Here is a 26,125-nt window from a genome sequence, read left to right as displayed (position 1 = left end):
TGGAGCCGCGACCCTCACCAGGGCAAAGAAAAAGGGCCCGAGAGTGGAGTCCCAGGCCCTTCGCTCCCCGACTTGGACTCGAACCAAGAACCTACCGGTTAACAGCCGATTGCTCTGCCAATTGAGCTATCGAGGATCATCCGACCACCCGGAGGCGATCAGCGCAGGACTACTTTAGCAAACTCTGCGGGAAGACCAAATCGGGCGGCGGGGTCCGTCAGTAGCCCGCGTCCGGGTCGACGACGCCGACCAGGTCCTCCCCCGCGGCGAAGGCAGCGGTGTTCATCCGGACGCGCTCGGCGAGCAGCGGCGCGGTCATCTCGGGGGTGTCGGCGGAGTGAGGAGTGATGAGGCACCGGGGCTCGCTCCAGAGCGGATGCCCGTCGGGCAACGGCTCCGGGTCGGTGACGTCGAGCGCGGCTCCCGCGAGCCGGCCCTCGGCCAGCGCGGCGGCGAGCGCGTCCGTGTCGACGAATGTCCCCCGCGCGATGTTCACGAGGACCGCGTGCGGCGCGAGGCGCGAGAGCAGCTCCGCGTCGACGAGGTGCCGCGTCCCACCCGTCGCGGCGGCGGCGAGGATCAGCACGTCGGCGTCGGTGACGACCTCGGCGAGCCCGTCGCCCGTCACCGTGCGCTCGGCGCCCGGCACCGGGTCGGCGCGGCGCCGCACCACCGTGACATGCGCGTCGAAGACCGAGAGGAGCCGCAGGAGCTCCTGCGCGATGCCTCCGGCGCCGACGACGACGACGCGGGCGCGGTGCAGGGTCGCGGCGTGCTTCGCACCCCACGAGGTCGCCCGCGCGCGCTCGGGGAGGGACCGCAGCAGCGCCAGGGTGAGGGCGAGCGCGTGCTCGGCCACCGGCTCGGAGTAGGCGCCCTTCGCACTCGTCCAGGTCAGACCCGGTCGAGTGGCGCTGCGCAGGGTGGACGCGAACGCGTCGACTCCGGCCCAGGGCAGCTGGACCCAGCGGATCGACGGGTGCTGCTCGAGGACGTCCTCGAGCTCGTCCACGCGGCCGTACGAGAGCCAGAGCAGGGCGTCGGGCGTGCCGTCGAGTCCGACGACCCGGCCGCCGCCGTCCTCGATCGCCCGGGTGAACACGTCCTTCGTGCGCGGCAGCACGGCCACGCGCGGCGTCGTCACAGCGCCTCCTCGGCCGGAGCGACGCGCTGAGCGCGCGAGGCGTCGAACCGCTCGTACTCCGCGAACGCGGCGCCGAGCTCCCGCACGTACGGGTGGCGCGACTCGACCAGCACGTCCAGGAGCGGGCCGTAGGCGACCACCTCCCCGCCCACGAGCACGGCGATGCGGTCGGTCGCGCGGCTGAGCACGTCGATGTCGTGGCTGACGACGACCGCGGCGAACCCCTCCCTCCGGCGCAGGTCGGCCAGCAGATCGACGATCGACTCGCGGACGGTGGCGTCGATGCCCGAGGTGGGCTCGTCGGCGACGAGGACCTTCGGGCCGAGCACGAGCGCCCGGGCGATGGCGACGCGCTGCCGCTGGCCGCTCGAGAGCTCGTACGGGAAGCGGTCGAGCAGGAAGAGCGGCAGGTGCACCGAGTCGAGCAGGGTCGCGACGCGCACGGCGGCGCTCTTCGGGTCGTAGTGGCGGTCGCGGAGGAAGATCGGCTCGGCGATGAGCTCCGAGACGGTCAGCTCGGGCCGGAGGGTGGCTCCCGCGTCCTGCGCCAGGTAGGCCACGTCGAACGTGAAGCGCTTGATCTCGCGGGCGGGCAGGTGGCGGAGCCGGTGGCCCGCGACGGTCGCGTCGCCTCCGACGATCACCGGGCGGGCGCGGTCGCCGTCACCGCCCAGCCCGTCGCCGCCCAGGACCCGGGCGAGCGTCGACTTGCCCGAGCCGCTGCCGCCGAGGATCCCGAGCACCTCCCCCGGCTCGACGCGGAGGCTGATGCCGCGCAGGGCCGTCCAGCGGCGGCTGATGCCGCGCGGCGGGTACTCGACGCTCAGATCGTCGACGACGATCGGCGCGGACTCCGTGCTCACGCGTCGCGCTCCGCGCGGGTGATGCGGCGCAGGAGCTCGCGGCGCTCGGCCTGCTCAGCCGGGTCCGGGACGGGCAGGGACGCGAGCAGGCGCTGCGTGTAGGGGTGCTTCGGCGTCGCGAGGACCTCCTCGCCCGTGCCCTCCTCGACCAGCTCGCCGCGGTAGAGCACCGCGATCCGGTCGGCCAGGAGGTCGACGACGGCGAGGTCGTGACTGATGAACAGCGAGGCGAAGCCGAACTCGCGCTGCAGCTCCGAGAACAGCTCGAGCACGCGGGCCTGCACCGAGACGTCGAGCGCCGAGGTGGGCTCGTCGGCGATCAGCAGCTTGGGCTGGAGCGCGAGCGCTCGCGCGAGGCTCGCGCGCTGACGCTGCCCGCCCGAGAGCTCGTGCGGGTAGCGGTCGCCGTAGGACTTCGGCAGCTGCACCGCCTCGAGGAGCTCGTCGACGCGCGATCTCGCGGAGCCCGCATCCGGGAACCGCCCGTGCACGATCAGCGGCTCGGCGACGCACTCGGCGATGGTGAGCAGCGGGTTGAAGCTCGACGCCGGGTCCTGGAAGACGAAGCCGATGTCGCCGCGCACCGGGCGGAACGACCGCTCGCGGATGCCGCGCATCTCCTTCCCCAGGACGCGGAGGGATCCGCCGGTGACGGTGGTCAGGCCCGCGATCGCACGCCCGATAGTCGTCTTGCCCGATCCGCTCTCGCCGACGAGGCCCAGGACCTCGCCGGCTCGGATGCGGAACGAGACTCCGTCGACCGCGACGAAGCCGGAGCGGCCGAGCCGGCCCGGGTACTGGATCCGGAGCCCGTCGGCCTCGACCAGGGTCTCGGCCTCGGGCAGGCTCGCCCGCTCGATGGCGCGGTCCTTCGCCCGCTCGACGCCCTGGCCGACGTGCGGCACGGCGGCGAGCAGCTTCTTCGTGTACTCGGCCTTCGGCGAGGCGAAGAGCTCGGCGACCGGCGCCTCCTCGACCAGCTCGCCCTGGTACATGACCGCGACGCGGTCGGCGAGGTCGGCGACCACGCCCATGTTGTGCGTGATCAGCACGATCGAGGTGCCGAAGTCGTCACGGCAGCGTCGGAGGAGATCGAGGATCTCGGCCTGCACCGTGACGTCGAGCGCCGTGGTCGGCTCGTCGGCGACGATGAGCCCGGGATCGAGCACGAGCGCCATCGCGATCACGACGCGCTGCTTCTGCCCGCCCGAGAACTGGTGCGGGTAGTAGTCGACCCGCTTCTCCGGCTCGGGGATGCCGACCGTGCGCAGGACGTCGATCGCGCGGGCGCGCGCCTCCTTCTTCGAGACGCTGCCGTGGGCGCGCAGCCCCTCGGCGATCTGCCAGCCCACGGTGAAGACGGGGTTCAGCGCGGTCGAGGGCTCCTGGAAGACCATCGCCACGTCGGTGCCGCGGATCTCGCGCAGTCGCGCCTTCGGCACGGACACGACATCGGTGGAGGAGCTGCCGTCCTTCTTCGAGAGCAGCACGACCCCCGAGGCGGTCGCGGTCTCGGGCAGGAGGCCCAGGATCGTCTTGGCCGTCACGGTCTTGCCGCTGCCGGACTCGCCGACGATGGCGAGCACCTCGCCGCGCTCGACCCGCAGGCTCACTCCGGCGACGGCGCGGACGGCACCCCGGTCGCTGGCGAAGGCGACCTCGAGATCGGTGATGTCGACGATCGGCCTCTGGTCGCTCATCGCGTCCCCTCCACTCCGGCGACGGGGTCGTGCCCCGGCGTCTCCAGGCCGTCCGCGGCGAGCACGCCGCCCGGGACGACGGACGTCGCGGCGACGTCGCCGGCTCCGGCGGCCACCGCGCGCCGACCGCGCAGGCGCGGGTCGGCGAGGTCGTTCAGGCTCTCGCCGACGAGCGTGATGCCCAGCACGACGAGGACGATGGCGAGGCCGGGGAAGACCGAGGTCCACCAGATGCCGCTCGTCACGTCCGAGAGCGCTTTGTTGAGGTCGTAGCCCCACTCGGCCGCCGAGGTCGGCTCGATGCCGAAGCCGAGGAAGCCCAGTCCCGCGAGGGTCAGGATCGCCTCGGACGAGTTCAGCGTGAAGATCAGCGGCAGGGTGCGGGTGGCGTTGCGCAGGACGTGACGGAACATGATCCGGCTCGTCGAGGCTCCGACGACCTTCGCGGACTCGACGTAGGCATCGCCCTTGATCCGCACCGTCTCGGCGCGGATCACCCGGAAGTACTGCGGGATGTAGACGACCGTGATCGAGACGGCGGCGGCGAAGATGCCCGCCCAGAGGTTCGACTGCCCGCCCGAGATCACGATCGACATCACGATGGCGAGCAGCAGGGTCGGGAAGGCGTAGATCGCATCGCAGATCACGACCAGCACGCGGTCGAGCCAGCCGCCGAGGTACCCCGAGACCAGCCCGAGGAACACTCCGACGAAGATCGACAGCACGACCGCGACGACGATCACGAGGAACGCGGTCTGCGCACCCCAGAGCACGCGGCTCAGGACGTCGTAGCCGCCGACGGTGGTGCCGAGCAGGTGCTCGGCGCTCGGCGGCTGCTGCGCGCCGAACGCCCCGCTGTCCGAGCGCAGCTGCGAGTAGCCGTAGGGCGCGATCAGCGGAGCGAAGAGGGCGACCAGGAGGAATGCGCCGGTGATGACGAGGCCCGTGACGAGCATCCCGCGCTGCAGCCCCACGCTCTGGCGGAGCTGGTGCACGACGGGGAGCCGGTCGACGAGGCGGCGCCGCGGACGCGCGGCGGAGGAGGTGGTGGTGCTCATGCTCAGTACCTCACTCGCGGGTCGATGAGCGCCGCGATGACATCGACGATGAAGTTGGTGAGCGCCACGATGACCGCCAGCAGGGCGACGATGCCCTGGACGGCCACGAAGTCGCGGGCCTGGAGGTACTCGGCCAGCTGGAAGCCGAGTCCCTTCCACTCGAACGTGGTCTCGGTCAGGACCGCGCCGCCGAGCAGCAGGGCGATCTGCAGTCCGATCACGGTGATGATCGGGATGAGCGCGGGCCGGTAGGCGTGCGTGCGGACCAGGCGGAACTCGCCGACACCGCGCGAGCGCGCCGCGTCGACGTAGTCGGTGCCGAGGGTGCCGATGACGTTGGTGCGGACGAGACGGAGGAAGATGCCGGCGGTCAGCAGGCCCAGCGCGACGGCGGGCAGCACCGCGTGCGAGAGCACGTCGGACACCGCGGCCGGGTCGCCGGTCTGGAACGCGTCGATGAGGTAGATGCCGGTCTTGTTCTCGAGGAACTGCAGCGACAGCTCCGTGCTGGTCGAGGCGCGCCCCGCGACCGGGAACCACTTCAGCCAGACCGCGAAGACGAGCTTGAGCAGCAGGCCGGCGAAGAACACCGGAGTCGCGTAGCAGAGGATCGCGAAGATGCGCAGCACCGCGTCGGGCGTGCGGTCGCGGTGGTAGGCGGCCAGCATGCCGAGCGGGATGCCGACGAGGAACGCGACGAGGAGCGCGTAGAACGCCAGCTCGACGGTCGCCGCTCCGTAGGTCAGCAGCACTTCGGTGACCGGCCGGTTGTCGCTCAGCGTGGTGCCGAAGTCGCCGGTGAGCAGCTGGCCGAGGTACTCGACGTACTGCACGATCAGCGGCCGGTCGTAGCCGGCGGCCGCGACGCGCTCGGCGAGCTGGTCGGCGGTCAGTCGTCCACCGAGGGCGGCCGTGATCGGGTCGCCCGTGGTGCGCATGAGCAGGAACACCAGCGTCACGAGGATGAAGACGGTGGGGATGATGAGCAGGAAGCGGACGAGCAGGTAGCGCCCGAGTCCGCCTCCGGAGCCGCGCGATCGCCGGGTGGGCGTCGTCGCCGCAGCCGTCGTGGCTGTCGTCACGTGATGCCTTTCGTGGAGAAAGGCCGGCGCCTCCCGATCGGGGAGGCGCCGGCCTCGGAGGGGTGGATCAGCCCTTGCTGAGCGCCGCGTAGCGGAACTTGAACGAGGCGTCGAGGGTGTCCTCGGCTCCGCTCACGTCGCTGCCGACGACCGCGACCTGCGAGCCCTGGAGGTACGGGACGGTCGACAGCTGCGCCGCGACCTTGTCCTGGATCTCCTCGATGACCGCGGTGCGCGCGTCGGGATCGGTCGTCGAGACCTGCTCCGCGATCAGGCCCTGGACCTCGGCGTCGTCGTAGTGGTTCGCGAGGAAGTTCTCCTTGATGAAGAACGGCGAGAGGTAGTTGTCGGCGTCCGAGTAGTCCGGGAACCAGCCCAGCTGGTACGCCGGGTAGACGTCCGAGCTGCGGTCCTTCGAGTACTGCACCCACTCCGTGGTCTGCAGGTCGACGGTGAACAGGCCCGAGGACTCGAGCTGGTCCTTGATCAGCGCGTACTCGTCGCCCGAGGACGGGCCGTAGTGGTCGTTCGAGTACTGGAGGCTGAGGTTCACCGGCTCGGTGACGCCGGCGGCCTCGAGGGTCGCCTTCGCCTTGTCGGCGTCCGGTCCGCCCTCGCCGTCGCCGTAGAGCGACTTCAGGGGCTCGGTCGCTCCGGTCAGCCCCTCGGGGACGAACGAGTAGAGCGGGGTGTAGGTGCCCTTGTAGACCTGGTCGGCGATCTCCTCGCGGTCGATCAGGTCGGCCACGGCCTGGCGCACGGCGAGCGACTTGGCCGGGTCGGCCTCGGCGGTCGTCGCACCGAAGGGCTGGGTGTCGAAGTTGAAGACGATGTAGCGGATCTCGCCGCCGGGGCCGTCGACGACCTTGACCGCGTCGTTGCCGCGGAGGTCCTCGACGTCGGTGGCCGAGAGGCTCCGAAACGCCACGTCGATGTTGCCCTCCTGGATGTCCAGCTTGAGGTTCGACGAGTCGGCGTAGTACTTGACGTTGACGGTGCCGGTCTCGGCCGCGCCGAGCACGCCCTCGTAGCCCTCGTACGCCTTGTACTGGATGAGGTTGTTCACGTCGTAGTTCGCGATCGTGTACTGACCGGCGAAGGCGTCGCCCGAGACGATCTCGTCGTCCGGAGTCAGCGCGTCGGCCGAGAAGACGTCCTCGTCGACGATCGGGCCGGCGGGGCTCGAGAGGATCTGCGGGAACGTCTGGTCGTTCTCGGACTTGAGCGTGAAGACGACGGTGGTGTCGTCCGGAGCCGCGACGCTGTCGAGGTTCGCGAGGAGTGACGACGGGCCGTTCGCGTCCGCGATCGCCAGCTGGCGGTCGAACGAGAACTTGACGTCCGAGGAGGTCAGGTCGTTGCCGTTCGCCCACTTCAGACCCTCCTTGAGGGTCACGGTGTACTCGGTGGGCGCCGAGAACTCGGCGGACTCGGCGATGTCGGGCTCGACGTCCGGGCTGCCGTAGGGCGTGTTCATGAGGAACGGGTAGACCTGGTTCATCACGGCGAAGGAGCCGTTGTCGTACGAGCCGGCCGGGTCGAGCGTCGTGATCTTGTCGGTCGTGCCGATCGTCAGGGCGCCTCCTGCGGCGCTGTCGCCCGCGGAGTCGGAGCCGCCGGCGGAGCAGCCCGCGAGCACGATCGCGACCGCGGCGAAACCTGCGGCGGCGGAGAGCGCGCGAGCGCCCCGGATGGATGCGGATGTCATCGTCCGTCTACCTCTTCCTGGTAAGGATCTGTTGCGGATGCGCTCGTGGCGCGCGCGGTCGTGCGGCGGACCCGTTCTCCGGGGCGCGCACCAGCGCACCCGTGCCGGGCGTCCGCAGTGCTGTTGTTCAGTGGTAACACATGTGGAAGCGCTCTCCGAGCCCGAGCGCTCCGCCGCGGCGGAATCTTCACACGACTGCAACACGCCCCTGGAAGGGTGACGATTGCTCCTCCGCTGGTCACTCGCTCCGCAGAGCGCGCTTCTCGCGCTCGAGCTCGACGAGGCGCACCTGCACCGCACGCGACATCACGGGGTCGGCGGAGGCGCGCTGCAGAGCCCCGCGCAGCTCGGCGATCTCGCGGAGCAGGTCGCGCTCGATCAGAGAGACCGCGACGTCGCGTGCGTAGCGCGCGAGCTTCGCCTCGTCGGCGGCCGGGATCGGCGCCACCGCGAGCTGGCGGACCAGGGAGGCGAACGGGCCGGGAACGTCGTTCGCGACGTGCTCGACCCAATCGCGGTCCTCCGCGCGCTCGAGGTTCGCGACGACGGCGTCGCGCACGACGCGCAGGGTCTCGTTGGTCACGGCGGCGTGCGCGGCGCGGGTGAGCAGCTCGACGCCCATCGCCTGCGGGAGCTGGAGCATCGCCATCAGCGCCTCGCGCTCGATGCGCGTGACGACGTCGACGGGGAGGTCGGCGAGGCGCGCACCCGCGGGCGGCTCGGTCGCCGCGGCCTCGCGCTCGGATTCGCGACGCTCCTCGCGGGAGCCGCGGGGACGGGAGCCGGCGGAGCGCACCGCGGAGTTGACCTCGGACATGTCCAGGCCGAGCATCCGGGCGAGCTCGCGGGAGTAGCCGGGCCGGAGCGCGGGATCGCGGATCTCGGCGACCACCGGGGCGGCCGCGCGCAGGGCGGCGACCCGGCCCTCGACCGTCTCGAGGTCGTAGCGCGACAGCAGCTGCCGAATCACGAACTCGAACATCGGCTTCTTGTCGTCGATGAGGCGGCGGACCGCGTCGTCGCCGCGGTTCAGCCGCAGGTCGCACGGATCCAGACCCTCGGGCGCGACGGCGACGAACGTCTGCGCGGCGAAGCGGTGCTCCTCCTGGAACGCGCGCATCGCGGCCTTCTGACCCGCGGCGTCGGGATCGAACGTGAAGACGACCTCGCCCACTCCGCTGTCGTCGCCCAGCACCCGGCGCAGCACCTTGATGTGATCGACGCCGAACGAGGTGCCGCACGTGGCGACCGCGGTCGTCACTCCCGCGAGGTGGCACGCCATCACGTCGGTGTAGCCCTCGACCACCACCACCTGGTGCCCGCGCGAGATGTCGCGCTTGGCGAGGTCGAGCCCGTAGAGCACCTGCGACTTGTGGTACACGGGCGTCTCGGGGGTGTTCAGGTACTTCGGGCCCTTGTCCTCCTCGAGGAGGCGGCGGGCGCCGAAGCCGACCGTCTGCCCGGTGACGTCGCGGATCGGCCAGACGAGGCGACCGCGGAACCGGTCGTAGACGCCTCCGCGGTTGCTGCTGCTGACCAGGCCCGCCGCGGTGAGCTCGGTCTCGGAGAAGCCGCGCCGCTTGAGCGCGGTCGTCAGCCCGTCCCAGCCGTCGGGCGCGAAGCCGACGCCGAAGCGATCGGCGGCGGCGCGGTCGAAGCCCCGCTCGCCGAGGAACCTGCGGCCGACGTCGGCCCCCGGAGTGGCCAGCTGCTCGCGGAAATACTCCTCCGCCACTCTGTTCGCCTCGAGGAGGCGCACGCGACCGCCGGTCTCGGGCGCCTGACCGCCGCCCTCCTCGTACTGGAGGACGATGCCGACGCGGGCGGCGAGCCGCTCGACCGTCTCACTGAACGAGGTGTGGTCCATCTTCATGATGAAGCTGTAGACGTCGCCCGACTCCTGGCAGCCGAAGCAGTGGTAGAACCCGGCCTGCGGGCGCACGTGGAAACTGGGGCTGCGCTCGTCGTGGAAGGGGCAGAGACCCTTGAGCGACCCGACACCCGCCGACTTCAGGGTGACGTACTCGCCGACGACGTCGCCGATGTTGACCCGCGCCTTGACCTCCTCGACATCCTGTTGTCGAATCCGTCCTGGCACGGTGTCCATCGTACGTCGCCGGTCCCGGCCCGGCGTCGCGCAGTCGGCTTTTCGACGGTGCGGATCCCGTAGAGCGTCCTGCGTCCGCCTACGGCGATCCGCTCGCACGCGGATCACCGGTTCGGCTCGACCCAGAGCGTTGGGTCGGCTGGTCCCAGCGCAGAACAGGAGCTGAGGACGGGGTGCGACCGCCGACAGGGGCTGAGCCCCCTCGGCAGCTGAGGTTGCGCATCGCGCTGCCGCTCCGGTGAAGCTGCCGCCTCCCCTTGCTGGTCGAGTAGCCCCGCAGGGGCGTATCGAGACCCACCCTCCGAGCCGACGCGGATCTCGATACGGGCGCTGCGCGCCCTACTCGATCAGCAGATGAGGAGAGCGGACGCGCGAAGCCTGCCTGGTCGAGTAGCCCCGCAGGGGCGTATCGAGACCCACCCTCCGAGCGGACCTGGATCTCGATACGGGCGCTGCGCGCCCTACTCGATCAGCAAGAGAGGGGGCGCACCGGCAGAGCGATCCTCCCGAGCGGAACGGGCGATCCGCGTGCGAGCGGATCGACCTACGCGAACGCACCCCGCTCTGCGGAACGCGACCACCCGCCCGAGCCGACGGCGCGGGGCCGGGCGGGGACCGGCCCCGTATCGGCACAGCGGAACGGTCGATCCGCGTGCCAGCGGATCGACCTACGCGAACGCGACACGCTCTGCAGAACGCGACCATCCACGAGAGCCGACCGCGCGGGGCCGGGCGGGGACCGGCCCCGTATCGGCACAGCGGAACGGGCGATCCGCGTGCGAGCGGATCGACCTACGCGGACGCGACCCGCTCTGCGGAACGCGACCATGTGCGAAAGCCGACCGCGGGGAGCCGGGCGAGGACCGGCTCCCTATGGGCACAACCTCTCGAACCAGGCGAGGGCGCTCTGGTCGGTGAGGTTGGCGACCTGGTCGACGACGACACGGCGGCGGGCGTCGTCGGAGTCGCTCGCGCGCCAGTCCTCGGCGAAGCCGGGCTCGAGGACGCCCTCGCCGCGCTCGAGGAGGGTGTCGGCGAGGCGCGTGAGGACCTCGCGCTGCTGGGCGTAGATGGGCTGGCGGGTGTTCCGCGACATCACGAACGTCGCGACGATGCCCTTGAGGACCGCGATCTCGGCCTGCTGCTCGCGGGGCACGACGACGTGGCCGCCGAAGCGGACGAGGTCGGGGTGCGAATAGGCCTCGCGGGTCGCCTCGGTGGCGGCGGCGGCGAAGCGGCCGATGAGCTGGCTGGTGAGGTTCTTCAGGCGAGCCTGATCGCGGCGCGACCCGTCCCACGAGTCGAGCCAGACGTCGAGCGAGTCGAGGCGGTCGAAGGCGGAGACGAGCTCGGCGTGCTCGATCTCGTCGCCGACCCAGGCGTGCATCGAGGCCACGAGGTCGTCGTGGTCGCTGCGGGAGCCGAGCGCCTCGACGTCGATGTAGCCCGAGACGACGGCGTCCTCGAAGTCGTGCACCGAGTAGGCGATGTCGTCCGAGAGGTCCATCACCTCGGCCTCGATGCAGCGCACGCCCTCGGGGGCGCCCTCGCGCATCCAGGCGAACGCCGGTGCGTCGTCGGCGTAGAACCCGAACTTCGCCCGGCCGGAGGGATCCGCGACGGAGCGCGTGTCGGGCCAGGGGTACTTGCAGCTGGCGTCGAGGCTCGCGCGGGTGAGGTTCAGACCGTAGGGGCGGTCGTCGTCGCCGAACACCTTCGGCTCGAGGCGGGTGAGCAGGCGGAAGGTCTGCGCGTTGCCCTCGAAGCCGCCGATGCCGTCGGCCCAGGCGTTGAGCGCGCGCTCGCCGTTGTGGCCGAAGGGAGGGTGGCCGATGTCGTGGGCGAGGCAGGCGGTGTCGACGACGTCGGGGTCGAGGTCGAGGCTCGTCGCGAGCTCGCGGCCGATCTGCGCCACCTCGAGCGAGTGGGTCAGCCGGTTGCGGGCGAAGTCGACTCCGGCCGTGGGGCTGAGCACCTGCGTCTTGGCCGCGAGGCGGCGCAGGGCGCTGGAGTGGAACAGCCGCGCGCGGTCACGTGCGAAGTCGGAGCGGCGGGTGGAGTGCTCCTCCGGCAGGAACCGCTCGACGTCGACGAGCGAGTACCCCCAGAGCGCGCGGTCATCCACCGCTGTGGTGGACTTCGGCGGCGGACACGTCGGCGCGCTGGCCGGCGTCGAGCTCGCGGGACTCGAGCCAGCGGTCGGGCAGCGACGGGACCTTCGGCGATCCCGCGCGGCCGCGCTGTCCCTCGGCCGCCTCGCCCGGGTAGGGCTCCTCGGGGTCGAGCTGCGCGAGCAGCTCGTCGAGCTCGGCGAGGGTCTCGGCCGACGCCATGCGGGCGCGCAGCTCGCCGCCGACGGGGTAGCCCTTGAAGTACCAGGCGACGTGCTTGCGGATGTCGCGGCAGCCGCGCTCCTCGCTCTCGAAGAACTCGCAGATGAGCTCGGCGTGGCGGCGGAAGGCGACGGCCACCTGGCCGAGCGTCGGGCGGAAGCGCTCCTCCGAGCCGGCGAAGGCCGCGGCGAGGTCGCCGAACAGCCACGGCCGACCGAGGCAGCCGCGGCCGACCACGACACCGTCGCAGCCGGTCTCGGCCATCATCCGCAGCGCGTCCTCGGCCGACCAGATGTCGCCGTTGCCGAGCACCGGGACACTCGTGATCGCCTCTTTCAGCGTCGCGATGGCCGACCAGTCGGCGTGGCCGCTGTAGAACTCGGACGCGGTGCGGGCGTGGAGGGCGATGGAGGCGACTCCGGCACCCTCGGCGGCTCGGGCGGCCTCGAGGTAGGTCAGGTGGTCGGCGTCGATGCCCTTGCGCATCTTGACGGTCAGCGGCACGTCGCCGGCGGCCTTCACCGCTCCCTCGACGATCTGCCGGAAGAGGGGCAGCTTCCACGGCAGCGCCGCTCCCCCGCCCTTCCTGGTCACCTTGGCGACCGGGCAGCCGAAGTTGAGGTCGATGTGATCGGCGCGGTCCTCCGCGACGAGCATGGTGACCGCTTCGGCGACCGTCTTCGGATCGACTCCGTAGAGCTGGATGGAGCGGACCGACTCGCTGGGATGGTGGCGGATGAGGCGCATCGACTCCGGCGTGCGCTCGACGAGCGCCCGGGAGGTGATCATCTCGCTCACGTAGAGCCCCGCGCCGAACTCGCGGCAGAGGCGGCGGAACGCGGTGTTGGTGATCCCCGCCATGGGAGCGAGGACGACCGGCGCGTCGAGTTCGAGGGGGCCGATGCGCAGCGCCGGCGCGGGTCGCGCGGGCGGTGGGGCCAGAAGAGTGGAGGACATCGGTATCGATTCTCCCAGATCCTGTGTTGGGGAAGGCGAGACGAGCAGAGGAGGCGGATCGATGAGCACGATCGATGCTGGGGAGGACGGGCCGGCGCGCTTCGAGGCGGACGCCCGGGCGCGCGGACTGGACGTCGAGGTGGTCGAGAGGCCCGAGGCCGGGAGCCTCGAGGAGGCCGCGCGGCTGCTCGGCATCGAGCCGGGCACGATCGTCAAGTCGCTCGTGGTGAAGCGCCACGACGGTGGTCTGCTCTTCGCGCTGATCCCCGGCGGGCGGCAGATCTCGTGGCCGAAGCTGCGCGCGGTGGTCGGAGTGAACAAGCTGAGGATGCCCGAGGAGTCGGTGGCGTTCGAGGCCACCGGGTACCGTCGCGGAACCATCACGCCGATCGGCTCCACGACCGCGTGGCCCGTCGTCGCCGACGAGCGCATCCGGGGTCGGCGCATCGCGATGGGCGCCGGGACGCCGGGGCGCAGCGCCTTCGTCGACGCCGACGCGCTGATCGAGGCCTACGGCGCCGAGGTGGCCGACATCAGCGTCGAGGAGCCTCTGCGCTGACCGCGGCGGGATCGGGCGCCACGGCCGGCACGGCGCAGACCCCGTCCTCGCAGACGGGCACGCCGGCGGCTCCGAGCATCTCGAAGCTCATGACGCGCTCACCCGCTGCTCGAGGACGTGCTCCAGCACCTCGGTGAACGCCTGCGGCTCCTGCGCACCCGAGACGCCGAAGCGCCCGTCGAGGACGAAGAACGGAACGCCGGTGATCCCGTACTCGCGGGCCTGCGCGATGTCGGCCTGCACGTCGGGCAGGTGGCGCTGCTCCGCGAGGACCTGTGCCGTCTCGGCCTCGTCGAGGCCGACCTCGGCGGCGAGCGACGCGAGGACCGCTGAGTCCGCGAGATCGCGGCCCTCGACGAAGTACGCGCTCAGGAGCCGTTCCTTCAGCTCGAGCTGCAGGCCCTGCGACTTCGCGTGGTGCAGCGCCTGGTGCGCGGTGACGGTCTTGACGTGCCGCACCGTCTCGAAGTGGTAGTCGAGGCCGACGCTCGCCGCGATGGCGGTCACGGTGTCGAGCATCTGCTGCGCCTGCGCCTCGGGGATCCCCTTGTGCTCGGCCAGGAACGCCGCTTCGCCGCCGCGGTAGTCCTCGGGGGTGTCCGGCGACAGCTCGAAGCTCCGGTACTCGATCGCCACGGCGGGCGCCTCCGGGTGGGCGAGACGGAAGGCCTCGAGCCCGCGCTCGAACTTGCGCTTGCCGATGTAGCACCAGGGGCACGCGATGTCCGACCAGATGTCGACGGTGATGGGGGGCTGGGAGTCGCTCACTCCGAGGACAACCGAGCGGGGCCGCCGCTATTCCCGCAGCAGTCGGACCAGCTCGTCCACGTCGGACTCGTCGTTCCAGACGTGGAACGCGACCCGCAGCCGTCCGCCGCGCCCCGACACCTTGATCCCCGCCTCGAGCAGGCGCGCCAGGTCCGCACCGTCCTCGTCCGGCCACGAGACGATCGCCCGGCGCTGGGGGTCGCGATCGAGCCGTTCGCAGAGCAGGTCGCCGAGACCGGAGGCGTGCCGCCACACCTCGTCGAGGTCGAGCGAGCCGAGCAGGGCGAGCGCCGCCTCCGCCCCCACGAACGCCTGCCAGGCGGGCGAGACGTCGAAGCGGCGGGCGTTCTCGGCGAGGTGCATCGCCGGCCCGTAGCAGGACGACCACACGTCCTCTCCGGAGTACCAGCCCGCCTGCAGCGGCACGAGCTCGGCGGCGTACTCCGGCGAGACCGTGAGGAACGCGACTCCGCGGGGCGAGCACAGCCACTTGTACGCGTGGGTGAGCGTCGCGTCGAAGCGGGAGGCGTCGACGGGCAGCACGCCCGCCGCCTGGGTCAGGTCGCACGCGGTCCGCGCGCCGCAGCGGGCGGCCGCTTCGAGGACCGCGTCGAGGTCGGCGAGCGCCCCGCTCCTGGACTGCACCGCCGAGAAGACGACCAGGTCGTCGGCGGGCTCGACGGAGTCGGCCAGCGCCTCCAGCGGCACCGAGCGCACCACGACGCCGCGGTGGGCCTGGGCGAGGAACGGGAAGACGATGGAGGAGAAGTCGCCGTCGACGCAGAGCACCCGCGCGCCGTCCGGCAGCGAGCCGGCGAGGACCGAGGCCATCGCCGAGGTCTGCGAGCCGATCGCGACGCGCTCGACGGGGACGCCGACGATCCCCGCGAAGGAGGACCGGGCGCGCTCGGCGACGTCGCCGTAGCCGGCGGCCGTGTTCTCACCCGCGGACCAGCGGTCGAGATCGAGACGCAGCGCCTCGACGCTCTCGCGGGGCGGCAGGCCGAGCGTGCAGGCGTTGTGATAGCCGCGCGCGCCGGCGAACCGCTCGCGCAGGGCGGTCACGGACGGGCCTGGAGTACTCACCCTTCGAGGATCCCCCTCCCCCGCCGGATCGCCAAGAGCGCTCCCACGCCGGGCGCGTCGATCCTCAGCGGGCGAGGGCGTGCGCCTGCTCGATCGCCGCGACGACGGCGAGGGCCTCGTGCACGTCGACGGGGGCCGGGGCGCCGTCCTGCAGAGTGCGGGCGACACCCTCGTAGAAGGACGCGTAGCGGCCGCGCTCGCTGGGCACGGGGCGGCGTCCGGAGTCGTCCGTCAGCACTCCCCACTCCTCGCGCGGGACCTCGCCGAAGCCGGCATCGTCGACCCGCGCTCCCCCGTGCCGCAGCGCGGTCTCCTGCGGGTCGAGCCCGTCGACCGAGAAGGCGGCTCCGGTGCCGAGGACGCGGAACCGCGGTCCGGTCGCCCGCGCGACCCGGCTCATGGCCAGGTGCGAGCGGACCCCGCTGCGGTGAAGGAGCGACACGAAGGCGTCGTCCTCGCTCGCGCCGCCCGCGTGCACCACTCGCGTCTCCGCGGCGGTGACGGTCGCGGGTCCGAAGAGCACGAGCGCCTGGTCGACGAGGTGGCTGCCGAGGTCGAAGAGGATCCCGCCGCCCTGCTCCGGGCCGATCGCGCTCTGCCAGCGCCCGGTCTTCGGCGCGCTCCAGCGCTCGAACGTCGACTCGAAGCGCACGATCTCTCCGAGAACGCCCTCGTCGAGCAACCGCCTCAGCGTCAGGAAGTCGGCGTCCCAGCGCCGGTTCTGGAACACGAGGACGGGGGCGCCGCTCGCCTCCGACGCCGCGAGGATCGCCTCGGCGTCGGCGACGCTCGGAGCGAACGGCTTGTCGATCACGACCGCGACGCCCGCCTCGAGCACGGCGACCGCCTGCTCGCGGTGCACCGACGGCGGAGACGCGAGCACCACGAGGTCAGGGCTCTCGGCGAGGGCCGCGGCGGTGTCGGCGACGATCCGTGCTCCGGGATGCGCGGCGGCGGCGCTCGCGGCGCGCTCCGCGTTCGACGTCGCCACCGCGACGACCTCGAACGAGGGATCGGCGGCCAGGAACGGACCGTGGAACACGCTACCCGCGAGCCCGTAGCCGACGATCGCGACGCGGATCACGTCGACGCCCCCGGCACGTCCACGGCACCGCCGAAGCGGCGGGAGCGACCGGAGTAGTGCTCGATCGCCTCCCACAGGTCGGTCCGCGAGAAGTCGGGCCACAGGCGGTCGAGGAACACCATCTCGGCGTACGCGCTCTGCCAGAGCAGGAAGTTGCTGGTCCGCTGCTCGCCGGAGGAGCGCAGGAAGAGGTCGACGTCGGGCATCTCGGGCACGTAGAGCGCCTTCGCGATCGTCTTCTCGGTGATGCCCGACGGCTTCAGCCTGCCCGCCGCGACCTCGCCGGCGAGGCGCTGCACGGCGTCCGCGATCTCGGTGCGGCCCCCGTAGTTGACGCACATGGTGAGGGTCAGGACATCGTTGCCCGCGGTCAGCTTCTCGGCGAACTGCAGCTCGTTGATCACCGAGGCCCAGAGCCGGGGCTTCCGCCCGGCCCAGCGGATGCGCACGCCCCACTCGTTGAGCTGGTCGCGTCGGCGGTGCAGGACGTCGCGGTTGAACCCCATCAGGAAGCGCACCTCCTCGGGTGAGCGCTTCCAGTTCTCGGTCGAGAACGCGTAGACGCTGAGGTGCTTGACGCCGATCTGGATCGCTCCCGCCACGACGTCGAGCAGCGCCGCCTCTCCGCGCTTGTGCCCCTCGATGCGGGTGAGCCCGCGCCCGTTCGCCCAGCGGCCGTTGCCGTCCATGACGATGGCGACGTGCCCGGGGACGGCCTTCCGCGGCACGTCCGGCGGGTAGAGCCCGGTCCAGTCGAGCTCGCGGTAGGGCTCGGCGTCCTTGTGCGTGAAGGGCTTCATCGGGTGACGTGCTCCAGTGATCTCAGTCCTCGTTCGAGGTGGAACTGCGTGTAGGCGGCGACGACTCCGCTCGCGCGCGATCGGGTCGAGGGCTCGGTGGACTCGGCGTGCGCCCAGTCTCCGGAGAGCAGCGCGCCGAGCAGCACGACGACCTCCGGGGCGACGCGCGGGGCGCCGGGAGGAGTGCAGTCCTCGCAGACCACCCCTCCCAGCTGCACGACGACCGCGCCGTGCGGGCCGGGTGCGCCGCACCTGGCGCAGTCCTCGAAGCTCGGCGCCCAGCCCGCGATCGACAGCGCGCGCAGGAGGTAGGAGTCGAGCGTCAGCACCGGCTCGTGCTCGCGCCGCGAGAGCGAGCGCAGCGCCCCGACGAGCAGCAGGTACTGCTGCAGGGAGGCGTCGGAGTCGGTCAGCCGGTCGGCCGTCTCGACCATCGCGTTGGCGGCGGTGTAGCAGTCGTAGTCGGCGGCGATCAGGGCGCCGTACGCCCCGATCGACTCGGCCTGGGTGACGATGTCGAGGCTGCGGCCCTCGTAGAGCTGCAGATCGGCCACCATGAACGGCTCGAGCCGCGAGCCGAACTTGGAGCCGGTCTTGCGGACGCCCTTCGCGACGGCGCGGATCTTGCCGTGCCCGCGCGAGAGCAGGGTCACGATGCGGTCGGCCTCGCCCAGCTTGTGCGTGCGGAGCACCACGGCTTCGTCACGATAAGTGGGCATGACCCCGATTATCCTCCCCGCCACTGACAGCGCCCCGGCCGCCGGGCCGGAGGCGGGTGCGGAGCGTGGAACGATGGGCCGGTGGCCGCCACCCTCTTCGTGATCCCCGCCTGGGCCGACCTGCTCGCGATCGCCATCGGCTGCCTCCAGGGCGCGATGTTCGCGGGCGAGTTCCGCGACCGCCGCATCGACCTGCTCGGCGTGACGATCATCGGCACGGCGACCGGTCTGGGAGGCGGCGTGCTGCGCGATCTGCTGCTGCAGACTCCGCTCGTCGCCCTGCACACCAACGCCTACCTGATCGTCGCGGTCGCCGCCTCGCTCGTCGGGATGCTCCTCCAGCACGTGCTGAACCGCGTCGACGGCACGATCACCGCCCTCGACGCCCTGACGCTCGGGCTCTTCGGCGCGATCGGGACGACGAAGGCGCTGGCGCTCGGCGTGCCGGAGGTGCCGGCCGTCTTCGTCGGGACCGTGTCGGCGGTCGGCGGGTCGGTCATCCGGGACGTGCTGCTCAACCGGCCGATCGCGCTGATGCACGTCGGCTCGCTCTACGCGATCGCCGCGACCGCGGGCACGGCCGTGCTCGTGGCGGGACTGCGCTTCGGGATGCTCATCGACTTCGCCGCGCCGCTCGCGGTGGGCGTCACCACGCTGATCCGCCTGCTCGCCGTGCGCTACGGCTGGAGCCTGCCCGAGCAGCGCGCCCTGAACCGCGTCCCCCGCCTCCACTGGCGTCGCCGCGCCTAGACGCGCCGTGAACCGAGGGAACCCCGACCTGTCGAGGGAACCCCTGGTGCGGGCTCCCTCGACAGGCCGGGGTTCTCTCGGCCGGACGGATCAGACCGAGGTGGCGGCCAGCTCGAGGGCGGGCGCCTCTTCGCGCAGGGCGCGGTTCACGGCCGAGACGATCGCCTTCAGCGAGGCGGTCGAGATGTCGGCGTCGACGCCCACGCCCCAGAGCGTGCGGCCGTTGACCGAGCACTCGACGTAGGAGGCGGCCAGCGCGTCGCCGCCGGCGCTGAGAGCGTGCTCGACGTAGTCGAGCACCCGCACCTCGACGCCGTGCTGGGCCAGCACGGACTCGAAGGCGTTGACCGGGCCGTTGCCGGAGGCGTTGGCCTCGATGACCTCGTCGCCGACGCGCAGCACCGCGTTGAGGGCGATCGTGCCCCCCATGTCGCTCGAGGTGCTCGTGCGGGTCAGCTCGAAGCGGCCCCACTTCTCGTCGGCGCGGTGCGCGGGAGCGGGCAGGTACTCGTCCTGGAAGATCGTCCAGATCTGCTCGCTCGTGACCTCGCCGCCCTCGGCGTCGGTCTTGGCCTGCACCACGCCCGAGAACTCGATCTGGAGGCGGCGCGGCAGGTCCAGCGCGTGGTCCGTCTTCAGCAGGTACGCGACTCCGCCCTTGCCAGACTGCGAGTTGACGCGGATGACCGCCTCGTAGGAGCGCCCCAGGTCCTTCGGGTCGACCGGCAGGTACGGCACGGCCCAGGTCAGCTCGTCGACGCCGCGACCGCTGCGCTCGGCCTCGGCCTCCATGGCCTCGAAGCCCTTCTTGATCGCGTCCTGGTGCGAGCCGCTGAACGCGGTGAAGACCAGATCGCCCGCCCAGGGGCTGCGCTCGGGCACGGCCAGCTGGTTGCAGTACTCGGCGGTGCGCTTGATGCCGTCCATGTCGCCGAAGTCGATCTGCGGGTCGATGCCCTGCGTGAACAGGTTGACGCCCAGCGCGACGAGGTCGACGTTGCCGGTCCGCTCCCCGTTGCCGAAGAGGCAGCCCTCGATGCGGTCGGCGCCGGCCAGGTAGCCCAGCTCGGCGGCGGCGACGGCGGTGCCGCGGTCGTTGTGGGGGTGCAGCGACAGGATGATGTTCTCGCGCTGCGCCAGGTTCCGGCTCATCCACTCGATCGAGTCGGCGTAGACGTTCGGAGTCGCCATCTCGACGGTGGCGGGCAGGTTCAGGATGACCTTGCGGTCGGGGGTCGGCTCGAAGACCTCGACGACGCGGTCGCAGATCTCGCGGGCGAACTCGAGCTCGGTGCCGGTGTAGCTCTCGGGCGAGTACTCGTAGTAGACGGTGGTCCCGGGGACCGACGCCTCCATCTCGCGGCACTTGCGCGCCCCGGCGAGGGCGATGTCGATGATCCCCTGGCGGTCCTTGCGGAACACGACCTCGCGCTGCAGCACGCTGGTGGAGTTGTAGAGGTGCACGATCGCCTGGCGGGCGCCGCGGATCGACTCGTAGGTGCGCTCGATGAGGTGGTCGCGGGCCTGGGTCAGCACCTGGATGGTGACGTCCTCGGGGATCGCGCCCTCCTCGATCAGGCTGCGGACGAAGTCGAAGTCGGTCTGGCTGGCGCTGGGGAAGCCGACCTCGATCTCCTTGTAACCCATCGAGACGAGCAGGTCGAACATGATCCGCTTGCGCTCGGGGCTCATCGGGTCGATCAGCGCCTGGTTGCCGTCGCGGAGGTCGACGGCGCACCAGCGCGGCGCCGTGGTGATCCGCTTGGTCGGCCACGTGCGGTCGGGCAGATCGACGGTGATCTGCTCGTGGTAGGGCCGGTACTTGTGGATCGGCATGGACGAGGGCTTCTGCGTGTTCTTCATGGGGTCTCCTGGCGCGGATGCGCGCCCGTGTCGGTCTCGCGGGGATCCGGTGTCGGATGCGACCTCGCGATGGGAACTGCGATCAGGCGTCGACGGACTCCGCGACGAGGGAGGCCTGGGGGTTAGGACTCGTCGCGGCAGCTAAGAAGGAGCAGACCGAAGCGCACGCGGCCAGGCTAGCACTGCGCGGCGCCCGGGTCACCCGCGGGCGCTCAGGCGACGAGGCCGTTCTCGTAGGCGTAGACGACGAGCTGCACGCGGTCGCGGAGCCCCAGCTTGCCGAGGGTCCGGCTGATGTGGGTCTTCACCGTCGCCTCGCTGAGGAACTCGGCCGTCGCGATCTCGGTGTTGCTCAGGCCCCTCGCGGCGTGGTGGAAGATCTCGCGCTCGCGATCGGTCAGCGTCGAGAACGCGGCGGGCGTCTCGCGTCCGCTGCCCGGCGCTCCGAAGTGCTCGAACAGCTCCCGGGTCGCAGAGGCGGCCACGACGGCGGTCCCGGCGTGCACCGTCCGCACGGAGGCGAGGAGGAACCCCGGCTCGGTGTCCTTGAGGAGGAAGCCGCTCGCCCCGGCGCGGATGGCCCGGGCGGCCGCCTCGTCGAGGTCGAAGGTCGTGAGGACGAGGATGCGCGGCGGCTCGGTCCCCGTCTCGGCGGCCCGTGCGAGGATCCGCCGGGTGGACTCGATCCCGTCGACGCCGGGCATCCGGATGTCCATCAGCACCACGTCCGGTGCGACGCGGCCGACCAGCTCGGCGCCCTCCGCACCGTCCGACGCCTCGCCGACCACCTCGAGATCGGGCTGCGAGCTCAGGAGCATGCGGATGCCGGCGCGGAAGAGCGCCTGGTCGTCGACGAGGACGATGCGGATGGGATCGGTCATGACGGGGTGCCTCCGGAGGCGAGCGGCGGGACGAGCGGGACGGGTGAGGTGCGCGACGGGACGACGGGAGCGGGCAGTCGGGCGTCGACCACGAAGTCGTCGCCCACCGGCCCGGCCTGGAGGACTCCGCCCGCGAGGACGGCGCGCTCGCGCATCCCGATGAGGCCGTGGCCCTCCCCCGGCGTCGCGAGCGCGTCCTCGCAGCGGGCGTTGCGGACCGTGAGCACGACGTCGGCGCCGTCGCGGCGCAGGGCGACGTCGAGCGGAGCGCCGGGGCGGCCGTGGCGGAGGGCGTTCGTGGTCGCCTCCTGGGTGATGCGGTAGAGCGCCAGCCCGGTCGCGCGCGGCACGGACTCGAGGTCGAGCCCGAGCTCCGAGCGCACCGGTGCACCCGTGCCGCTCACGCTCTCGAGCAGCGCGGGCAGGTCGCGCGCCTCGGGCTGGGGGCCGTCGGCCTGGCTGTGCCGCAGTTGCGCGAGGAGCTGACGGACGTCGCCGAGCGCGTCGCGCGCGACTCCCGAGATGGTGAGCAGCGCCGCATCGGTCTGCTCGGGGCTGCCCGCGCCGAGGTAGCGGGCGCCGTCGGCCTGGGCGATGACGACCGCGAGCGAATGGGCGACGACGTCGTGCATGTCGCGGGCGATGCGGTTGCGCTCCTCGACGGTGTCGAGCTCGCGCTGGGCCCGCGCCCGCTCGCGCTCCGCCTCGTCGCGGAGCGCCTGCCCCTCGCGGGCGCGTCGGGCGGCCCGGGAGAGCAGTCCGATCGTCCACGAGAGTCCGAGCGTCGCGAGGATCCCGCCGAACGACGCCACGAGGGAGATCAGATCCCTGGGTGAACCCTGCGCCAGCCCGAAGGCGACCGAGAGGTACGCCACCGCGACCATCGAGCCGGCGACGGCGGAGACAGCCCCTGCCGTGCGCACCCGCTTCGACGCGGCCGCTCCTGCACCGAAGAGCACCACGAGGATCGCCAGATCGGAGGGAGCCGGCTCCAGCCGGATGCTCATCTGCAGAGCGGCGCCGATCCACGCGATGCCGAGGGCGAGTCCGGGCGCGCGACGGTGCAGCACGAGCGCGACGGCCAGCACTCCGGCCACGAACGGGTGCAGCGAATCGACGTCCACCGAGTACGGGACGACCGAGATCGCCAGCAGCACGAGCGCCTGCGCACCGGCCGATCCGACCGCGAAGGCGTCCTGGGGCCCGGCGAGGCGGACCAGGAGCCGCTCGGTCGGGTCGTCGACGCCGACCGGCGAGCGGAGCCCGCGGAGGAAGGACAGCACCGCGACCGCCGCCAGGACCCCGGCGACGAGCACCGCCACCGCGACCAGGACGAGGAAGTCGATGCTCGGCGACGGCTCCGGGGCGTCGATCGACGGTCGGAGCGACGCCGACGCGACGATCCCGCCGATCCCGGAGAGCAGGAGGGCGCCCACCAGTGTCAGCGACCGGGTCCACGGGCCGAGGCGGCGCGCCGTCGACCAGAGCACGACCGCTCCGACGACGACGCCGTCGAGCGGCAGCCCGGCGACCGGGACCGCGCCGCCGAGGAGGATGCCCGAGGCGGCGAGGGTCGGCGCGAGCGCGGGCAGGTAGCCGGCCAGTGCGAGGGCGAGACCGAGCAGCAGGCCTGCGGACGGATGCGCGCTCGACACGCCGCTCGCCAGCGCCAGCAGGTGCGCGGCCGCGAGGAGCACCCCCGCGATCGGGAGCGTCGCCGGACGGTCCAGGAGCACGCGCATGCCTCTCACGCTAGACGTCGAGCGCGGCGGCGTCGTCGTCCCGGCGGCTGATGGGCGTGCGCCGACGGGATCAGAAGCCCAGTCGGCCCAGCAGCTTCGGGTCGCGCTGCCACTCCTTCGCGACCTTCACCCGGATCGAGAGGAACACGCGGCGGCCGAGGAGCCGCTCGATCTGCTCGCGGGAGACGGCGCCGACCTCGCGCAGGCGCTGACCGCCCTTGCCGATGATGATGCCCTTCTGGCTGTCGCGCTCGACGAAGACGTTGGCGTAGATGTCGATGAACGAGCCGTCCTCGCGCTCGACCATGTCGTCGAGGGTCACGGCGAGCGAGTGCGGCAGCTCGTCCGAGACGCCCTCGAGGGCGGCCTCGCGGATGAACTCGGCGATGCGGGAGCCGAGGTCCTCGTCCGTCACGGCCTCCTCGGGGTAGAGGGCGGGCGACACGGGCATCAGGCGGAGGAGCTCCACGGCGAGCACGTCGAGCTGCTCGTCGGTCACGGCCGAGATCGGCACGATCGTGTCCCACTCCCGCAGCTCCGAGACGGCCAGCAGCTGCTTCGCGACCGACTTCTTCGACGAGAGGTCGACCTTCGAGACGATCGCGACCTTCCGGGCCCGCGGGAACGCGTCGAGCTGCTCGTTGATGAAGCGGTCGCCGGGGCCGATCGGCTCGTCGGCCGGGAAGAGCATCCCGATCACGTCGACGTCGCCGAGCGTGGAGGTGACGAGGGAGTTGAGCCGCTCGCCCAGCAGGGTGCGGGGGCGGTGGATGCCCGGGGTGTCGACCACGATCAGCTGGCCGTCGGGCCGGTGCACGATGCCGCGGATCGCGCGGCGGGTCGTCTGGGGCTTCGAGCTCGTGATGGCGATCTTCTCGCCGACGAGGGCGTTCGTCAGGGTCGACTTGCCGACGTTCGGGCGGCCGACGAACGACACGAATCCCGCTCGGAAGGGCGTCGTGGGCGGGCTGGTGTCGGTCATCGTGCGTCCTCGTTCTGTCTGTCCTCGGCGGGGGTGCCCGCTGCCCGGGCCCGCTCGGCGCGGGCCTGGGCGGCCCGTCCGTCCCGCGCACGCGTGTCGCGCGAGTGGGGGTCCCGGCTCCGAGTATCCCCGGTCCGCGCGCCCTCGGCGGCGTCCTCGCCGCCGTCGACCACGATCGGCACCGGGCCCGTGCCTGACTCGTTCGCGGGATCGTGGTCGGGATCGCGCCGCACCAGGACCGTCGAGATCGTGCCCCGGCGGGCGTCGGCCTGCTCCGCCTCGAGGATCACACCGCCGATCCGGGCGCTGGCTCCGCGATCCGGCAGTCGTCCGTAGGCCTTGGTGAGAAGTCCGCCGACGGAGTCGACGTCGTCGTCCTCGAGGTCGATCTCGAAGAGCTCGCCGAGCTCGTCGACCGGGAGGCGCGCCGAGACGCGGTACACGCCCGGCTCGATCTCCTCGAACAGGTCGACCTCGCGGTCGTACTCGTCCGAGATGTCGCCGACCAACTCCTCGATGAGGTCCTCGAGCGTGACGAGGCCCGCGATGCCGCCGTACTCGTCGACGACCATCGCGAGGTGGTTCGACTCCAGCTGCATCTGGCGCAGCAGCTCGTCCGCCTTCTTCGACTCCGGTACGAAGAGCGCGGGCCGGGCGAGGTCGGCGACGACGTCGTCGTCGTCCGGGCGCTCGTAGGTGTGGCGGGCGACGTCGCGGAGGTAGAGCACGCCCAGCACGTCGTCGACGCCCTCGCCGATGACGGGGAGCCGCGAGATGCCGCGGCTGAGGAGGAGCCCCATGCCGGCTCCGATCGACGCGGTCGCCTCGATCGTCACCATGTCGGTGCGTGGCACCATCACCTCGCGGACGAGGGTGTCGTTGAACTCGAAGATCGAGTGGATGAGCTCGCGGTCGTCCTGCTCGAGGACGGACTGCTCGGTGGCCTCGTCGACCATGCTGAGCAGCTGCTCCTCGGAGGAGAAGCCCGCCGAGCGACCCGTTCCCGGAGTGACGCGGTTGCCGAGGGCCACCAGTCCGTGGGCCACGGGGCCCAGCGCGACCCGCAGGACGTGCACCAGGGACGCGCTCGTGGCCAGGACCGCCCGGGCGTGCGCACGACCGACGCTGCGCGGGCTCGAGCCCACCAGGACGAACGAGACGGCCGCCATGATCAGGATCGCCAGCAGCAGAGCGAGCCAGAGCTGGTCGACGACCACGACGAGCACCGTCGTGACGAACACGGCGGCGGTCGTCTCGGCGGCGATCCGCGAGAAGTTGACCACGTTGACGTGCGCGCTCATGTCGCCCGCGATCGCGCGCAGGGCGCGGGCGCTGCGGGAGTGGTTCGCCATCTCGAGCACGTCGCTGCGCGAGAGGACGCCCAGAGCGGCGTCGGTGGCGGCGAACCAGCCGCCGACGGCGACGAGCGCCAGAGCGGCGATGAGGAGCTGGAGGGTCAGCACGCCGAGACCTAGCGGCGTCGCTCGCTGATGTGGAAGCCCACGAGGATGTCGCGCTGGATGCCGAACATCTCGCGCTCCTCCTCCGCCTCCGCGTGGTCGAAGCCGAGCAGGTGCAGGAGCCCGTGCGCGGTCAGCAGCAGCAGCTCGTCGAGGACGGAGTGGCCCGCGGCCTCGGCCTGGGTCTGCGCGACCTGCGGGCAGAGCACGATGTCGCCGAGCAGGCCCGCCGGGGTCTGCTCGTCCTCGGTGCCGGGACGCAGCTCGTCCATCGGGAAGCTGAGCACGTCGGTCGGTCCCGGCTCGTCCATCCACTGCACGTGCAGCTGCTCCATCGCGCCCTCGTCGACCAGGACGATCGCGAGCTCGGCGTCGGGGTGCACGTGCAGCGAGTCGAGCGCGTAGCCGGCGAGGCGCAGCAGCGCCGCCTCGTCGACGGGGACGCTCGACTCGTTGTTGATCTCGATGCTCACGGGGGC

General features: G+C 71.8%; 22 protein-coding genes and 1 tRNA gene. 2 read left to right on the top strand and 21 right to left on the bottom strand.

From position 1 onward, the window contains the following. Positions 1 to 63: 63 nt before the first annotated feature. The 10 genes from C1I63_RS12775 to dusB form a co-directional block, all read right to left on the bottom strand. Positions 64 to 136: transfer RNA gene (locus tag C1I63_RS12775), tRNA-Asn, on the bottom strand. An 81-nt stretch (positions 137 to 217) separates the two neighbouring features. Continuing rightward, positions 218 to 1,144 carry a D-isomer specific 2-hydroxyacid dehydrogenase family protein gene (locus tag C1I63_RS12770; protein ID WP_107575020.1) on the bottom strand — a complete coding sequence of 309 codons (927 nt, stop codon included), beginning with the start codon at positions 1,142 to 1,144 and terminating at the stop codon, positions 218 to 220. Continuing rightward, positions 1,141 to 2,007: an ATP-binding cassette domain-containing protein gene (locus C1I63_RS12765; protein WP_082481491.1), complete on the bottom strand. Its 867-nt coding sequence runs from the start codon at positions 2,005 to 2,007 to the stop codon at positions 1,141 to 1,143. The genes C1I63_RS12770 and C1I63_RS12765 overlap by 4 nt, the downstream gene beginning before the upstream one ends. Then, positions 2,004 to 3,707 (bottom strand): ABC transporter ATP-binding protein, encoded by a 1,704-nt coding sequence (locus tag C1I63_RS12760; RefSeq protein WP_107575019.1) that lies wholly within the window; start codon positions 3,705 to 3,707, stop codon positions 2,004 to 2,006. Before C1I63_RS12760 ends, C1I63_RS12765 begins: the two co-directional genes overlap by 4 nt. Next, the gene (locus tag C1I63_RS12755; RefSeq protein ID WP_107575018.1) at positions 3,704 to 4,765 is read right to left on the bottom strand and encodes an ABC transporter permease; all 1,062 of its coding nucleotides are present in this window, start codon (positions 4,763 to 4,765) and stop codon (positions 3,704 to 3,706) included. The genes C1I63_RS12760 and C1I63_RS12755 overlap by 4 nt, the downstream gene beginning before the upstream one ends. Positions 4,766 to 4,767: 2 nt before the next feature. After that, the gene (locus tag C1I63_RS12750; protein ID WP_056866938.1) at positions 4,768 to 5,847 is read right to left on the bottom strand and encodes an ABC transporter permease; all 1,080 of its coding nucleotides are present in this window, start codon (positions 5,845 to 5,847) and stop codon (positions 4,768 to 4,770) included. A gap of 67 nt (positions 5,848 to 5,914) precedes the next feature. Further along, positions 5,915 to 7,555 (bottom strand): ABC transporter substrate-binding protein, encoded by a 1,641-nt coding sequence (locus tag C1I63_RS12745; RefSeq protein ID WP_107575017.1) that lies wholly within the window; start codon positions 7,553 to 7,555, stop codon positions 5,915 to 5,917. 238 nt (positions 7,556 to 7,793) lie between these two features. After that, complete coding sequence (dnaG, locus tag C1I63_RS12740) at positions 7,794 to 9,662, bottom strand: DNA primase (protein ID WP_107575016.1); 1,869 nt, start codon at positions 9,660 to 9,662, stop codon at positions 7,794 to 7,796. 871 nt (positions 9,663 to 10,533) lie between these two features. Next, positions 10,534 to 11,787 (bottom strand): deoxyguanosinetriphosphate triphosphohydrolase, encoded by a 1,254-nt coding sequence (locus tag C1I63_RS12735; protein WP_107575015.1) that lies wholly within the window; start codon positions 11,785 to 11,787, stop codon positions 10,534 to 10,536. Further along, a complete protein-coding gene (gene dusB / locus C1I63_RS12730) occupies positions 11,780 to 12,952 on the bottom strand; it encodes a tRNA dihydrouridine synthase DusB (protein ID WP_107575014.1) in 1,173 nt (390 codons plus the stop codon). Before dusB ends, C1I63_RS12735 begins: the two co-directional genes overlap by 8 nt. A gap of 61 nt (positions 12,953 to 13,013) precedes the next feature. On the opposite strand from dusB, the gene C1I63_RS12725 reads away from it, so the two are divergent. Next, positions 13,014 to 13,511, top strand: coding sequence for an aminoacyl-tRNA deacylase (locus C1I63_RS12725; protein WP_107575013.1), 498 nt, complete (start codon positions 13,014 to 13,016; stop codon positions 13,509 to 13,511). An 87-nt stretch (positions 13,512 to 13,598) separates the two neighbouring features. Here the strand turns inward: C1I63_RS12725 and C1I63_RS12720 are convergent, their stop codons facing one another. The 5 genes from C1I63_RS12720 to recO all read right to left on the bottom strand — a co-directional run bounded on the left by C1I63_RS12720 (position 13,599) and on the right by recO (position 17,968). Then, positions 13,599 to 14,279 carry a DsbA family oxidoreductase gene (locus C1I63_RS12720; RefSeq protein ID WP_107575012.1) on the bottom strand — a complete coding sequence of 227 codons (681 nt, stop codon included), beginning with the start codon at positions 14,277 to 14,279 and terminating at the stop codon, positions 13,599 to 13,601. 27 nt (positions 14,280 to 14,306) lie between these two features. Beyond that, entirely contained in the window at positions 14,307 to 15,344 is a 1,038-nt protein-coding gene (locus C1I63_RS12715) for an aminotransferase class V-fold PLP-dependent enzyme (RefSeq protein WP_107575011.1), read from the bottom strand. A gap of 85 nt (positions 15,345 to 15,429) precedes the next feature. Then, entirely contained in the window at positions 15,430 to 16,449 is a 1,020-nt protein-coding gene (locus tag C1I63_RS12710; RefSeq protein ID WP_107575010.1) for a Gfo/Idh/MocA family protein, read from the bottom strand. Further along, positions 16,446 to 17,249 (bottom strand): isoprenyl transferase, encoded by an 804-nt coding sequence (locus C1I63_RS12705; protein ID WP_055792863.1) that lies wholly within the window; start codon positions 17,247 to 17,249, stop codon positions 16,446 to 16,448. Before C1I63_RS12705 ends, C1I63_RS12710 begins: the two co-directional genes overlap by 4 nt. Beyond that, positions 17,246 to 17,968: a DNA repair protein RecO gene (gene recO, locus C1I63_RS12700; RefSeq protein ID WP_077223138.1), complete on the bottom strand. Its 723-nt coding sequence runs from the start codon at positions 17,966 to 17,968 to the stop codon at positions 17,246 to 17,248. The genes C1I63_RS12705 and recO overlap by 4 nt, the downstream gene beginning before the upstream one ends. 81 nt (positions 17,969 to 18,049) lie before the next feature. On the opposite strand from recO, the gene C1I63_RS12695 reads away from it, so the two are divergent. After that, on the top strand, positions 18,050 to 18,718 hold the full coding sequence (locus C1I63_RS12695; RefSeq protein WP_055792869.1) for a trimeric intracellular cation channel family protein: 669 nt from the start codon (positions 18,050 to 18,052) through the stop codon (positions 18,716 to 18,718). A 90-nt stretch (positions 18,719 to 18,808) separates the two neighbouring features. Here the strand turns inward: C1I63_RS12695 and leuA are convergent, their stop codons facing one another. The 6 genes from leuA to ybeY form a co-directional block, all read right to left on the bottom strand. Further along, positions 18,809 to 20,581 carry a 2-isopropylmalate synthase gene (leuA, locus tag C1I63_RS12690; RefSeq protein ID WP_055792873.1) on the bottom strand — a complete coding sequence of 591 codons (1,773 nt, stop codon included), beginning with the start codon at positions 20,579 to 20,581 and terminating at the stop codon, positions 18,809 to 18,811. Between the two features lie 212 nt (positions 20,582 to 20,793). Continuing rightward, positions 20,794 to 21,462, bottom strand: a complete 669-nt coding sequence (locus tag C1I63_RS12685) for a response regulator (protein WP_055792875.1) — start codon at positions 21,460 to 21,462, stop codon at positions 20,794 to 20,796. After that, positions 21,459 to 23,204, bottom strand: a complete 1,746-nt coding sequence (locus C1I63_RS12680) for a sensor histidine kinase (protein ID WP_107575009.1) — start codon at positions 23,202 to 23,204, stop codon at positions 21,459 to 21,461. The genes C1I63_RS12685 and C1I63_RS12680 overlap by 4 nt, the downstream gene beginning before the upstream one ends. A gap of 70 nt (positions 23,205 to 23,274) precedes the next feature. Beyond that, complete coding sequence (era, locus tag C1I63_RS12675) at positions 23,275 to 24,186, bottom strand: GTPase Era (protein ID WP_055792880.1); 912 nt, start codon at positions 24,184 to 24,186, stop codon at positions 23,275 to 23,277. Continuing rightward, on the bottom strand, positions 24,183 to 25,649 hold the full coding sequence (locus tag C1I63_RS12670) for a hemolysin family protein (RefSeq protein ID WP_244907068.1): 1,467 nt from the start codon (positions 25,647 to 25,649) through the stop codon (positions 24,183 to 24,185). The genes era and C1I63_RS12670 overlap by 4 nt, the downstream gene beginning before the upstream one ends. A gap of 8 nt (positions 25,650 to 25,657) precedes the next feature. Further along, positions 25,658 to 26,119 carry an rRNA maturation RNase YbeY gene (gene ybeY, locus C1I63_RS12665; RefSeq protein WP_055792884.1) on the bottom strand — a complete coding sequence of 154 codons (462 nt, stop codon included), beginning with the start codon at positions 26,117 to 26,119 and terminating at the stop codon, positions 25,658 to 25,660. Positions 26,120 to 26,125: the final 6 nt, after the last annotated feature.

The organism is Rathayibacter caricis DSM 15933 (genome assembly GCF_003044275.1).
Classification (GTDB): domain Bacteria; phylum Actinomycetota; class Actinomycetes; order Actinomycetales; family Microbacteriaceae; genus Rathayibacter; species Rathayibacter caricis.
The sequence above is the reverse complement of the archived record's forward strand: the minus strand, read 5'-3'. Positions and strand labels throughout refer to the sequence as shown.

What these genes read in the sequence shown, in the direction of transcription:
- C1I63_RS12760 (WP_107575019.1), bottom strand. Translation starts at nt 3,707, where the DNA reads ATGAGCGACCAGAGGCCGATCGTCGACATCACCGATCTCGAGGTCGCC.
- C1I63_RS12755 (WP_107575018.1), bottom strand. Translation starts at nt 4,765, where the DNA reads ATGAGCACCACCACCTCCTCCGCCGCGCGTCCGCGGCGCCGCCTCGTC.
- C1I63_RS12745 (WP_107575017.1), bottom strand. Translation starts at nt 7,555, where the DNA reads ATGACATCCGCATCCATCCGGGGCGCTCGCGCGCTCTCCGCCGCCGCA.
- dnaG (WP_107575016.1), bottom strand. Translation starts at nt 9,662, where the DNA reads ATGGACACCGTGCCAGGACGGATTCGACAACAGGATGTCGAGGAGGTC.
- dusB (WP_107575014.1), bottom strand. Translation starts at nt 12,952, where the DNA reads ATGTCCTCCACTCTTCTGGCCCCACCGCCCGCGCGACCCGCGCCGGCG.
- C1I63_RS12725 (WP_107575013.1), top strand. Translation starts at nt 13,014, where the DNA reads ATGAGCACGATCGATGCTGGGGAGGACGGGCCGGCGCGCTTCGAGGCG.
- C1I63_RS12705 (WP_055792863.1), bottom strand. Translation starts at nt 17,249, where the DNA reads ATGAAGCCCTTCACGCACAAGGACGCCGAGCCCTACCGCGAGCTCGAC.
- recO (WP_077223138.1), bottom strand. Translation starts at nt 17,968, where the DNA reads ATGCCCACTTATCGTGACGAAGCCGTGGTGCTCCGCACGCACAAGCTG.
- leuA (WP_055792873.1), bottom strand. Translation starts at nt 20,581, where the DNA reads ATGAAGAACACGCAGAAGCCCTCGTCCATGCCGATCCACAAGTACCGG.
- C1I63_RS12685 (WP_055792875.1), bottom strand. Translation starts at nt 21,462, where the DNA reads ATGACCGATCCCATCCGCATCGTCCTCGTCGACGACCAGGCGCTCTTC.
- C1I63_RS12680 (WP_107575009.1), bottom strand. Translation starts at nt 23,204, where the DNA reads ATGCGCGTGCTCCTGGACCGTCCGGCGACGCTCCCGATCGCGGGGGTG.
- era (WP_055792880.1), bottom strand. Translation starts at nt 24,186, where the DNA reads ATGACCGACACCAGCCCGCCCACGACGCCCTTCCGAGCGGGATTCGTG.